8 protein-coding genes and 2 rRNA genes are annotated in these 12,699 nt (G+C 66.9%); all 10 read right to left on the bottom strand.

The window, feature by feature from the left end; genetic code table 11:
* Nucleotides 1-162 precede the first annotated feature (162 nt).
* Complete coding sequence (gene mrdA / locus WBK31_RS03530; protein WP_364067177.1) at nucleotides 163-2,208, bottom strand: penicillin-binding protein 2; 2,046 nt, start codon at nucleotides 2,206-2,208, stop codon at nucleotides 163-165.
* Nucleotides 2,205-2,669: a rod shape-determining protein MreD gene (gene mreD, locus WBK31_RS03525; RefSeq protein WP_364067179.1), complete on the bottom strand. Its 465-nt coding sequence runs from the start codon at nucleotides 2,667-2,669 to the stop codon at nucleotides 2,205-2,207. The genes mrdA and mreD overlap by 4 nt, the downstream gene beginning before the upstream one ends.
* A 34-nt stretch (nucleotides 2,670-2,703) precedes the next feature.
* Nucleotides 2,704-3,582, bottom strand: coding sequence for a rod shape-determining protein MreC (gene mreC, locus WBK31_RS03520; RefSeq protein ID WP_378784697.1), 879 nt, complete (start codon nucleotides 3,580-3,582; stop codon nucleotides 2,704-2,706).
* Nucleotides 3,582-4,613 (bottom strand): rod shape-determining protein, encoded by a 1,032-nt coding sequence (locus WBK31_RS03515; RefSeq protein ID WP_364067183.1) that lies wholly within the window; start codon nucleotides 4,611-4,613, stop codon nucleotides 3,582-3,584. The genes mreC and WBK31_RS03515 overlap by 1 nt, the downstream gene beginning before the upstream one ends.
* A gap of 308 nt (nucleotides 4,614-4,921) precedes the next feature.
* Complete coding sequence (ndk, locus tag WBK31_RS03510) at nucleotides 4,922-5,353, bottom strand: nucleoside-diphosphate kinase (protein ID WP_393204204.1); 432 nt, start codon at nucleotides 5,351-5,353, stop codon at nucleotides 4,922-4,924.
* Nucleotides 5,354-5,588: 235 nt separating this feature from the next.
* On the bottom strand, nucleotides 5,589-7,076 hold the full coding sequence (locus tag WBK31_RS03505; protein ID WP_364067187.1) for a hypothetical protein: 1,488 nt from the start codon (nucleotides 7,074-7,076) through the stop codon (nucleotides 5,589-5,591).
* 97 nt (nucleotides 7,077-7,173) lie between these two features.
* On the bottom strand, nucleotides 7,174-7,512 hold the full coding sequence (locus WBK31_RS03500; protein WP_364067189.1) for a DUF4233 domain-containing protein: 339 nt from the start codon (nucleotides 7,510-7,512) through the stop codon (nucleotides 7,174-7,176).
* A complete protein-coding gene (locus WBK31_RS03495) occupies nucleotides 7,509-8,801 on the bottom strand; it encodes a folylpolyglutamate synthase/dihydrofolate synthase family protein (protein WP_364067191.1) in 1,293 nt (430 codons plus the stop codon). Before WBK31_RS03495 ends, WBK31_RS03500 begins: the two co-directional genes overlap by 4 nt.
* A 580-nt stretch (nucleotides 8,802-9,381) precedes the next feature.
* Nucleotides 9,382-9,498, bottom strand: a 5S ribosomal RNA gene (rrf, locus tag WBK31_RS03490).
* A gap of 79 nt (nucleotides 9,499-9,577) precedes the next feature.
* Nucleotides 9,578-12,684: ribosomal RNA gene (locus WBK31_RS03485) — 23S ribosomal RNA — on the bottom strand.
* Between the last annotated feature and the right edge of the window lie 15 nt (nucleotides 12,685-12,699).

The following is a 12,699-nucleotide window of genomic DNA, read 5'->3' as shown; positions in this document are numbered from 1 at the left end:
CGCCGCGGCCCCCGCCGACGCCATACCAGGTCATCCACCGACCGCTGCCGGCCGCTGACCCGCTCAAGCCCCGAGCATCGCCGACCCCGAGCCCGCTTCGGCTGAGGCCGCCAAGGGGTCTGAGCCCGCTCAAGCCCCGAGCACCGGCGACCGCAAGCCCGCTCATCCCCCGGCCACCGTTCCGTCGGGGGCGAACCTGGGCAGCCGGGTCGTCAGCCGCCCACCAGGCACCGCGGGCTTGCGCTTGATGCCGTAGATGCCCTCGTAGATCTCCCTGGCAGCCGGTGCGGCCGTCTGGGCGCCCATGCCACCCTGGGAGACCATCACGACGACGACGTACTGAGGATTCTTCGTCGGCGCGAACGACGCGAACCACGAGGTGTCCTGCTTGCCCCAGACCTCCGCCGTGCCGGTCTTGCCGCCCACGCGCACCTTGTTCATCGGGAACCCGGCGAAGGCCCCCGCCGCGGTGCCGTCCTCGGCGACGTGGCTGAGCGCGTTCTTGATGTAGCGCCGCTCCTTCTCGCTCAGCGGCAGCTTGCCGACGACCGGCACCGGGATGGTCCGCACGACCTTGCCGTCGGGCCGCACCTGCGCCCACCCGATGCGCGGGCTGCGCACCTTGCCGTCGCTCACCAGCGCCGCGTAGGCACGCGCGAGCTGCATCGGCGTGACGAGCACGTCGCCCTGGCCGATGGAGAAGTTGGCCGAGTCACCGGGCCGCAGCAGGAAGCCCTCGGTGCAGTTCTCCAGCGCCAGACGCTTGAGGAACTCGGCCCGCGCCTTGTCCTTGACCTCCGGGTACCCCTTGCGCGACCGCTCGCAGTTGGTGGCGCTGGTGCTCTGCCACATGGCCTTCTTCCAGGCCCGGTCGGGGATGCGGCCGGCGGACTCGCCGGGCAGGTCCACCCCGGTCGGCGAGCCGAAGCCGAACGCCCGCGCGGTGTTCGCGAAGATCTCCTTCGGCTTCTTCTTCGGGTAGCGCCCGCCGTCCTTGAGGTACTGCTCATAGGCCGCCTTGTAGAAGATCGTGTCGCACGACTTCACCAGCGCCGTGTGGAGGCTGAGCGTGCCCAGCGGGATGCCGCGGAAGTTGTTGAACGCCCGCCCGCCCACGTTGACGGAGCCGGGGCAGCCGTAGGTGCCGTTGAGCGGATAGCCGGCTCGCAGCATCGCCGTCACCGAGGTGATCTTGAACGTCGAGCCGGGCGCGAACTGCCCGTTGATCGCCCGCGACACGAGCGGCTTGCCCGACTTCTCCGACAGCAGCCACTGGTAGCCGCGCGCCGAGATGCCGCCCGCCCAGATCTCCGGGTCGTAGCTGGGCGCGCTGGCCAGCGCCACCACCCGCCCGGTACGGGCGTCGAGCACCACCGCCGCCCCGCCGTCGGCAGCGGGCGCCGACTTCATGGCCCGGTCGAGCGCCTTCTCCACGACCAGCTGCACCCGCGCGTCGATGCTGGTCACCAGGTGGTCGCCGGGGACGGGTGTGACCTGTTCCTCGACGCCGAGCGCCTTGCCCATGCGGTCGACCTGGACCCTGCGCCACCCGGCCTTGCCCCGCAGCGCGTCGTCGTAGACGTATTCGAGCCCGTCGCGCCCCACCAGGTCGACCCCGGAGAAGCTGGCCTTGAGCCCTTCGCGCTTCTCCAGCTCGGCCTCGGTGACGGGCTGCAGGTAGCCGAGCATCTGCGCCCCGGACCGGCCCAGCGGGTATTGCCGCACGGAGTGGATCTCCGCCGTCACCCCGGGGAACTCCTCCTGACGCTCCAGGATCTGCAGCGCCTCGCGGGTGTCGACCTTCTCGTCCAGCGGGACCGGCTGGTACGGCGACCCCGCCCAGCACGGCTTGCCCACCCCGGGCCCGCAGGGCGTGATGCGCTGCTGCAGGTCGGCGACCGGTTTGCCGAGCACCTGCGACAGCTTGCGGAGCACGCCGATGCCGCGATCCTTCATCCGCAGGAGCTGGTTGCGGTCGACGGAGACGACGAGCGCGGTCTTGTTGCGCACCAGGGGGCGTCCTTTGGCGTCGAGGATCTGCCCGCGCACGGCCGGCACGATGACCGTCCGCGTCCTGGTCTCGGTCGCCCGCGTCACGAACTCCTGCCCGCGCACGACCTGCACCTGCCAGAGCCGCATGGCCAGCACGACCAGCAGCGTCACCACGATGACGTGCAGCACCAGCAACCGCGCCCGCATCCTGGTCATGTCGAGAACCTCGCCTGTCTGCCCCTAGTCGTCAGCCAGATCACGATCGGCGAGACCAGCAGCGTGTAGACGATCGTGACCGGCACCTGCTCGGTGAGGGTGGCCAGCGATACGCGGGGGTCGGAGATCAGGCCGCCCACGGCCGCCGCGAGCAGCGGCGCCATCAGTACGCACAGCACGACCGTGGTGACGGGCCCGCCCGCGCCGCGCCCGGCGACGTAGCCGACGAGCGCCAGCACGAACGCGTATTGGCCCACGAGATGCGCGGTGGGCGGCATGACGTCGACCAGCAGCCCGGTGCAGAACCCGAGCACGGCCCCCGGCGCCGCCCCTCTGGTCAGGGAGGTGCCGATGACGGCGAGCAGCACCAGATCGGGCGCGCCGCCGCCGGGCAGCGCCATCCGGTTGACCAGCATGACCTGCGCCAGCAGCGCCAGCACCACGGAGAACCCGCCGATCACCACGCCCCCTTTCCGTAACCGCTCGCGCCTCGCCTCATCGCGCCGTCTCCTTCGAAGGCAGCACCGCGTCGCGCGGGTCGCGCTTGGGCGCCTCCACCACCACGCCCACCACGTCGAGCGCCGTCAGGTCCGCATACGGCCGCGCGTAGGCGATGCGGGTGAGCTCGCCGGGCGTGGACTCCACTCGCTCGATCACCCCGATCGGCACCCCCGGCACGTACGGCCGCCAGTTCTGCGACCCGAAGCTGACGATCCGCCCGCCCCTGCTCAGCGGCGCCGTCGAGTCGAGCAGCCGGAACTGCACCAGCCGCCCGTGCTCGCCTACGCCGTGCACGACGCCGATCTCCTTGCCGCCCTCGAGGCGTGCCCCGACGGATGAGGCGGGATCGCTGATCAGCGCCACCGTCGAGGTGTGGGAGGTCGCCTGAAGCACCCGCCCCACCAGCCCGTCGCCGTTGATGACGGTCATCTCCGGGTGTACGCCGTCGCCGGTGCCCACGTCGATCTGCACGGCATCCTCGAACCCGGGCAGCCCGCGCCTGGCGATCACGTTGGCGGGGACCGTCTTGTAGCCCCCGATGCCGGCCAGCCCGAGCATCTTCTTCAGCTCCTTGGACCGGTCGGCGTCGAGCTTGCCCGCCAGCAGCCCGGCCCGCAGCTTCGCGTTCTCCTCTTTGAGCGCCTCGATGCGCTCCTGCGCGGCCGGGGCGGTGACGAGCGCGTGCAGGAACGCGCCGACGGGCTGCACGACCACGCTGCTGAACTGCTCCGCCGTGCCGAACAGGTAGGCGCCGGCCGCGCGCAGCGGGCGCAGCGGCGAGCTGTCACCCGTGCGGTGGTCGACGGTCAGGATGACGAGTGCGGCCGCAAGCAGCACTCCCAGGACGAGCCGGGCACGGCGTGAGTCTCTCATCAGTGTCGCGACTCCGGCACCAGGACCTGCTGGAGCGCCTCGAACTCCTCCGCGCACTTGCCGGAGCCGATGGCCACCGAGTCGAGCGCGTTGTCGACCAGGTGGACCGGCATGCCGGTCTCGGCCTTGACCCGCTCGTCGAGCCCCTTGAGCAGCGCCCCGCCGCCGGTGAGCGCGATGCCACGGTCCATGATGTCGCCGGACAGCTCGGGCGGGCACTTGTCGAGCGTGGTCTTGACCGCGTCGACGATCGCGTTGACCGGCTCCTCGGTGGCCTTCCTGATCTCTTCGCTCGACACGATGACGGTCTTGGGCAGCCCGCTGACCAGGTCGCGCCCGCGCACCTCCGCGTGCGACTCCTCGCCGATCGGGCAGGCGGAGCCGATGGCGATCTTGATCTCCTCGGCGGTGCGCTCGCCCAGCATCAGCGAGTATTCCTTCTTCGCGAACGCGATCACCGCCTGGTCGAGCTCGTCACCGCCGATCCTGATCGACTGGCTGGTGACCACGCCGCCCATCGAGATGATCGCCACCTCGGTGGTGCCGCCGCCGATGTCGACCACCATGTTGCCGGTGGGCTCGTGGACGGGCAGCCCGGCTCCGATGGCCGCGGCCATGGGCTCCTCGACGATGTAGACCTTCCTGGCCCCCGCCTGGTAGCCGGCCTCCTTCACCGCCCGCTGCTCCACGCTCGTGATGCCGCTCGGCACGGCGATGATGATGCGCGGCTTGGCGAAATGACGTCTGCGGTGCACCCGCTGGATGAAGTAGCGCAACATCCGTTCGGTGACGTCGAAATCGGCGATCACACCGTCTTTGAGCGGGCGGACCGCGATGATGTTGCCCGGTGTGCGGCCGATCATCCGCTTCGCCTCGATGCCGACCGCCACGATCTTGCTGGTAGCCGTGTTGATCGCGACGACTGACGGCTCGTTGAGCACGATGCCGCGGCCACGCACGTAGACCAACGTGTTGGCGGTGCCCAGGTCGACCGCCATGTCACGGCCGAGGAACGCGAGCTTGCTGCCCATGGGGAACGGAGCCCTCCGTAACGTCGTTCGCGAGTGACTACGGAATGAATTCGAATCGTAACGTGACGTACCCACCGATGCGCGCAATGAGCCATCGCGCCTGTCAAAAATCTCCAGCCCCTACCTCAACCGCAGCTTTGCCCGGATTGCACCACAACATCCGATAGCCGACTGGAACGATCCACCACTTGAGCCACAGCGGTCCCGGCCGCCCACACCCGGCGTCCGCGATGCCAGAACCCTACGCCGCCCCACCGACAGAAAAGCCCGCGCAGCCGAGGCTGCGCGGGCTCGCCGAAGCGGATCGCTCAGAACCGGTCGGGGAAGAAGATCTTGATCTCCCTGGCGGCCGACTCGGGCGAGTCGGAGCCGTGAACGACGTTCTCGCCGATCTCGAGGGCGTGGTCGCCGCGGATCGTGCCGGGGGCGGCCTTGACCGGGTCGGTGGCGCCGGCCAGCGCGCGGAAGGACTCGATGGCCCGCGGCCCCTCGAGGACCATGGCGACCAGGGGCCCCGAGGTGATGAACTCGACCAGCTCGCCGAAGAACGGCTTCTCGGCGTGCTCGGCGTAGTGCGCCTTGGCGGTTTCGGCGTCGAGAGTGCGCAGGTCCATCGCCACGACCTTGAGGCCCTTGCGCTCCACACGGGCGATCACGTCACCGATGAGGCCGCGCTTAACCCCGTCGGGCTTGATCAGGACAAGAGTGCGCTCGGACACGTGGGGTTCTCCTTCGAACATGGGTGTGATCGCGGCCGCGGGCACCGGCCTGGCCGCGAGGTCGCGTCGCGGGGCACGCGCCCACGCGCCGCCGTAGCAGGGCACTCAGCTTACCGTGGCGCGCCCCTACCCTCGTTTCCTCCTCATCCGATCCCGTACGGCGGCGCCTCACCTGGAACCGGCGCCCTCGGGCGATCCCGTACGGCGGCGCCTCACCTGGAACCGGCATCCTCGGGCGATCCCGTACGGCGGCACCTCACCTGGAGCCGGAGTCCTCGGGCGACTGCCCGGGAGGAGGCACCGCGGGTGCGGGCTTGTCACCCGGGCTCAGCGACCCCCACGTCACGACGGGCTCGGCCACGCCCGGCGCCTCAGCGGCGAGCCGGTCGCCGGCGGGCGCGGACACGAGCAGCACGTCGGTGGGCTCAAGCGGCCCCGCGCAGGGCGTCTCGGGCACCGCGGGATCCCTGCCGGGCCGCCGTGCCGTCAGCGCGGCCAGCACGATGATCGCCACCATCAGGAAACCGCTGATCAGCGCCCACCAGTGCAGCGCCCCCATGAAGCCGTCGACCAGCTCCTGCGGCGACCGTACGCCTTCCAGCATCGCCATCTGCACGCCCGCGCCGAGCAGGAACCCCGCCAGCACGCCCGTGCAGCACAGCGTCAGCCCGTACGCGGCCGCGCCGACCCCGACCTCCTGCAGCGCCGCCGTGACCGCGACCGCCGCCCCCACGGCGAGCAGGCTGAACGGAACCGTCAGCACCATCCCGTCGGCCGACGGCACCACGAGCCGCACCGAGCAGAGCCCGACCACCATGGCCAGCAGCCCCAGCGGCACGAGCCAGCGACCGCCGCCGCGCGCGAGCAGCCGCACCGCCACCGCGGCCAGGATCGCGAGCACTCCGGCCACCGTGTACGCCACCCACAGGCCCCGCAGCCCAGGACCGCCGAGCCCGCCCATCTCGGCCATCGTGACCTGCGCCGCGCTCGGCAGCAGCACCACGCCGACCGTTACCATCACGTACGCCATCACACGCCGGTGCGCGCCGCCGACCGAGGCGAGCCCCAGCAGACCGGTCACCGCGAGCGCCGCGATCAGCATCACCGCCCCGGACCGCCAGCCGGCGCTCGCCGTGCTGACGGCCGCCGCGGCGACCACCGCCACCGGCCCCAGGAGCAGCAGCAGCCGCTTCAGCTCGCCGCGTTCGAAGCCCTCGCCGACCGGCCGCCCGGCCATCATCCACACGACCAGATGCACGGCCGCAAGCCCCAGCGCGATGCCCGTGACCATCGGGTACGGCTGCAGCGTCACCCGCCAGCTCGTCACCTCGTCCAGCGGCCACAGCGCGAGCGCCTGCGCCGTGAGCAGGCTCATCGCGAACACACCCGCCCACAGCCCGCGCAGCACCGGCGCCCGGTCCCAGACGGCGACGAGCGTGATCGCCAGCACCCCGCCGGAGCCGAGGCCGCGCAGCACCCGCACCACGCCGACGAGCAGCTCCGACGCCGCGTAGCCGCCCGCCGCGTCGGAAACGGCGACCAGCGCCAGCGCGCCGACTAGCAGCGGCGCCGCGGGCACCCGCCGCGTCAGCGCGACCGCGAGCGGCACCGCCAGCATCAGCGCTGGCAGCGCGAGCCCGTGCGTCCGCATGAGCCCGGCCCCGGCGAGGTCGGGGGGCAGCAGCCCGGCGACGACGGACAGCGTGTTGGGCACCGCGACCACCGCCAGAGGCAGCGAGATCACGATAAGGAGCCCGAGCAGAATGTCGAGCGACCACGATCGACTAGGGCGCGCCTGAAGCGGCGGCCGCGTACTTGGGGGACGGCCATAGTGGCCGACTTTAGCGGGAAGTAGCGCCCTCGACACGGCGAGCGACGATAATCGCCGTTATCCACAGCGCGGCGAAGATCGCGCCGAGGAAGAACATCGTCGGTACGAGGAACCCCGTGCAGATCGCGAGCACCTGCACGACGGTCCCGGCGATGTACCCGAACGGCCACTTGAGCAGGCCCGCGATGACCACGCACAGCACGGCGAGCCCGATGCCGACGGTCACGGCGAGCCCGGTCGCCACTCCGCCGTTGATCGCCACAGGCGTGACGAGCGCGGCGACGATGGCCTCCATGCCGAGCACGGTGCCGCCGAGCCTGCGCATGCCTGGAGTGACGTCGAACTTCATGGTGTTCCGTCCGCTTTGAGGAGCAACCGCGCGTCGCCGGCCGTGACGACGGACCCGGTGATGAACACGCCCGTGCCGCTGAACTCGCCCTCGGCGTCCGCGATGCCGATGGCCTGGTCGATGGCGTCGTCGAGGCGTTCGACGACGTGGATGCGGTCGTCGCCGAAGATCGGCTCGGCCAGCGCGGCCAGCTCCGCCACGGGCATCGACCTGGGCGAGGAGTTACGCGTGAGCACGACCTCGTCGAGCACCGGCTCCAGCAGTTCGAGCAGCGCCTCGACGTCCTTGTCCCGCATCACGCCGACCACGCCGATCACCTTGGCGAAGTCGAACGCCTCATGCAGCCCGTCGAGCGTCGCCTGCATGCCTCCGGGGTTGTGCGCCGCGTCGATCACCACCGTGGGCGAACGCCGCACCACCTCCATCCGCCCCGGCGAGGACGCCGTCGCGAACGCCTGGCGCACCAGATCGACGTCGAGCTGGTCGTCGCCGCCGGTCAGCGCCTCTACCGCGGCCAGCGCGCACACGGCGTTGCTCGCCTGATGAGCGCCGTACAGGGGCAGGTAGACGTCGTCGTAGACGCCCTTGAGCCCGCGGAAGGTGATCAGCTGCCCGCCGATCGCCACCTCCCGGCTCATGACCCCGAACTCCAGGCCCTCGCGCGCCACCACCGCGCCGACCTCGGCCACGCGGCGCATCAGCACCTCAGCCGCCGCCAGCTCCTGCTGCGCGAGCACCGCCGTCTGCCCCTGCTTGATGATGCCGGCCTTCTCCGCCGCGATGCTGGGGATGTCGGGCCCGAGCCGGTCGGTGTGGTCGAGCGAGATGGGCGTGATGACGGACACCACACCGTCCGCCACGTTCGTCGCGTCCCACGAGCCGCCCATGCCGGTCTCGATCACCGCGACGTCGACGGGCGTGTCCGCGAACGCCGCGAACGCCATCGCCGTCAGCAGCTCGAAGAACTGGATCCGCCGGCCTTGCGTGTCGGCCAGCTCGACGTACGGGATGATCTCCTCGTAAACCTGCGCGAAGCGCTCCTCGCTCAGCGGCTCGCCGTCCACCGTGATCCGCTCGCGCATCGACACCAGATGCGGGCTGGTGAACCGCCCCACCCTCAGGTTGCGCTCGCGCAGCAGCGCCTCGGTCAGCCGCGCCGTGCTCGTCTTGCCGTTGGTGCCGGCGATGTGTATGACGGGGTACGCCCGCTGCGGCGAGCCGAGCAGGTCAAGAAGGGCCGCGATCCGATCGAGCGTCGGCTCGAAATCCCACTCGACGCCACGATCCATGATCGCGCGTTCTACCGCACGATAATCCACCCCTCAACCCTACTGACCTCCCACACCGGTCCGTACGCCCCCGTAACGCGGAGGGCCTCCGACAACCCCGGCCAGAGCCCTCAGAGAAGCCGCAAAGCCCCCTCAGCGCCCCGGGCTTCCGAGCGCAAGAACCGCCTCTGAGCGCCACGGTAATGCTCCTGCAGAGGAATGCCTCCGCCCTCGAAAAAGCCCCGCATAAGACCGGCGAAGCAGCTCCGGTAGACCATTCAAGAGGCCGCCCCAGAGCCGCAGGAAAAGGCCCGTCAAGCGCACCACGACCCCGCGCCTGAAGCTTTGGCAGCCGACGAGAGACCGCATCTCCGACGAGCGATATGTCGACCTAAGAAACCAGAACCAGCCGAATCCCGACCCACCCACCACCAGCCAAAGAACCCGGACACACAAAAAGCCCGCACACACAAAAAAGCCCGGACACACAAAAGAGGGGCTCCGACACCACAACAGATGCCAGAACCCCACCCCAACACACACAAAAAAGAGGGGCCTTGGTATCCAAAACCAGATACCAAGACCCCTCTCATCAAAGATTGTCCGGCGGTGACCTACTCTCCCACACCCTCCCGAGTGCAGTACCATCGGCGCTGAGAAGCTTAACTTCCGGGTTCGGAATGTAACCGGGTGTTTCCTTCCCGCCATAACCGCCGTAACCCCACGAAACAGCACACCATTTGCTGTCTCAGAATTGCCTAGTGAACGCGAGCACACGACCCAAAAGAGTCTGCTTTGTGGTCAAGTCCTCGGCCTATTAGTACCGGTCAGCTCCACACGTTACCGCGCTTCCACCTCCGGCCTATCAACCCGGTCATCACCCGGGAGCCTTACCCCACAACGTGGGTGGGAGACCTCATCTCAAGGCGAGCTTCCCGCTTAGATGCCTTCAGCGGTTATCCCTTCCGAACGTAGCCAACCAGCCGTGCACCTGGCGGTACAACTGGCACACCAGAGGTTCGTCCGTCCCGGTCCTCTCGTACTAGGGACAGCCCCTTTCAAGTCTCCTACGCGCGCAGCGGATAGGGACCGAACTGTCTCGCGACGTTCTAAACCCAGCTCGCGTACCGCTTTAATGGGCGAACAGCCCAACCCTTGGGACCTACTCCAGCCCCAGGATGCGACGAGCCGACATCGAGGTGCCAAACCATCCCGTCGATATGGACTCTTGGGGAAGATCAGCCTGTTATCCCCGGGGTACCTTTTAGCCGTTGAGCGACACCGCTTCCACACGCCGATGCCGGATCACTAGTCCCAGCTTTCGCTCCTGCTCGACCCGTCAGTCTCACAGTCAAGCTCCCTTGTGCACTTACACTCAACACCTGATTGCCAACCAGGCTGAGGGAACCTTTGGGCGCCTCCGTTACCCTTTAGGAGGCAACCGCCCCAGTTAAACTACCCACCAGACACTGTCCCCGATCCGGATCACGGACCAGAGTTAGACGTTCAAAACGACCAGAGTGGTATTTCACCAACGACTCCACCCGAACTAGCGTCCGAGCTTCCCAGTCTCCCACCTATCCTACACAAGACGCTCCAAACGCCAATGTCAAGCTGTAGTGAAGGTCCCGGGGTCTTTCCGTCCTGCTGCGCGTAACGAGCATCTTTACTCGTAGTGCAATTTCGCCGGGTCTGCGGTTGAGACAGCGGGGAAGTCGTTACGCCATTCGTGCAGGTCGGAACTTACCCGACAAGGAATTTCGCTACCTTAGGATGGTTATAGTTACCACCGCCGTTTACCGGCGCTTAAGTTCTCACCTTCGCCAACTTACGTCAGCTAAGCGGTCCCCTTAACGTTCCGGCACCGGGCAGGCGTCAGTCCGTATACATCGTCTTACGACTTCGCACGGACCTGTGTTTTTAGTAAACAGTCGCTTCCCCCTGGCCACTGCGACCCCCACCAGCTCCAGCAGCAAGTGCCATCACCAGCAGAGGTCCCCCTTCTCCCGAAGTTACGGGGGCAATTTGCCGAGTTCCTTAACCACAGTTCACCCGATCGCCTTAGTATTCTCTACCTGACCACCTGAGTCGGTTTAGGGTACGGGCCGCCACAACACTCACTAGAGGCTTTTCTCGGCAGCATAGGATCATCCACTTCACCACAATCGGCTCGGCATCACATCTCAGGCAAAAGGAACGCGGATTTGCCTACGTTCCGCCCTACATGCTTACCCCAGGACAACCATCGCCTGGGCTGGACTACCTTCCTGCGTCACCCCATCGTTTACCTACTACCCGATCGGTTCAAGCGTTCACCCTGACAGTCATCCCGAAGGACAACCCGAGCTAAGGACTCTTAGCATCACGAGGTTCAGTATGGGCGCGTTGAAGCGGGTACGGGAATATCAACCCGTTGTCCATCGACTACGCCTGTCGGCCTCGCCTTAGGTCCCGACTTACCCTGGGCGGATTAACCTGGCCCAGGAACCCTTGGTCATCCGGCGCGAGGGTTTCTCACCCTCGATTCGCTACTCATGCCTGCATTCTCACTCGCACAGCCTCCACAACTAGATCACTCTGCTGCTTCACCGGCTGCACGACGCTCCCCTACCCACCAACAGGCTCAGTGTCCTGTCAGTGCCACGACTTCGGCGGTGTGCTTGAGCCCCGCTACATTGTCGGCGCAGAATCACTTGACCAGTGAGCTATTACGCACTCTTTCAAGGATGGCTGCTTCTAAGCCAACCTCCTGGTTGTCTCTGCGACTCCACATCCTTTCCCACTTAGCACACGCTTAGGGGCCTTAGTCGGTGATCTGGGCTGTTTCCCTCTCGACTACGAACCTTATCGCCCGCAGTCTCACTGCCACGCTCTCACTTACCGGCATTCGGAGTTTGGCTGACGTCAGTAACCTTGTCGGGCCCATCGGCCATCCAGTGCTCTACCTCCGGCAAGAAACACGCAACGCTGCACCTAAATGCATTTCGGGGAGAACCAGCTATCACGGAGTTTGATTGGCCTTTCACCCCTACACACAGATCATCCCCCAGGTTTTCAACCCTGGTGGGTTCGGTCCTCCACCCAGTCTTACCTGAGCTTCAACCTGCCCATGCGTAGATCACCCCGCTTCGGGTCTACAGCATGCGACTCAAACGCCCTCTTCAGACTCGCTTTCGCTACGGCTCCCCCACACGGGTTAACCTCGCCACACACCATAACTCGCAGGCTCATTCTTCAAAAGGCACGCAGTCACATCACAGCTGAGCAAGCCCAGCTAAGCTCCTACGGCTTGTAGGCACACGGTTTCAGGTACTCTTTCACAACCCCTCACCGGGGCACTTTTCACCTTTCCCTCACGGTACTCGTGCACTATCGGTCACCAGGGAGTATTTAGGCTTACCAGGTGGTCCTGGCAGATTCACACAGGATTCCTCGAGCCCCGTGCTACTTGGGATCCCCTCCAACAGTCCATCCAATTTCGCCTACCCGGCTCTCACGGTCTACGGCGCCCCTTCCCAGAGGCTTCAGCTATCAGACGGATTTATCACTGCTCGTGGCTCCGGCAGAAGCCACCGGAAGGTCCCACAACCCCGAACATGCAACGCCTGCCGGCTATCACACACGCCCGGTTTAGCCTCATCCGCTTTCGCTCACCACTACTCACGGAATCACTATTGTTTTCTCTTCCTACGGGTACTGAGATGTTTCACTTCCCCGCGTTACCACCAACCGCCCTATACATTCAGGCGGAGGCAACACCACATGACTGGTGCTAGGTTTCCCCATTCGGACATCCCCGGATCAACGTCTGGTTGGCGACTCCCCGAGGCTTATCGCAGCCTCCCACGTCCTTCATCGGCTCCTGATGCCAAGGCATCCACCGTGTGCCCTAAAAAACTTGGCCACAAAGATGCTCGCG

The organism is Nonomuraea sp. N2-4H (assembly GCF_045291505.1).
Classification (GTDB): Bacteria; Actinomycetota; Actinomycetes; order Streptosporangiales; family Streptosporangiaceae; genus Nonomuraea; species Nonomuraea fastidiosa.
Note: the sequence above shows the minus strand (reverse complement) of the source record. Positions and strands in the feature narration are given on the sequence as shown.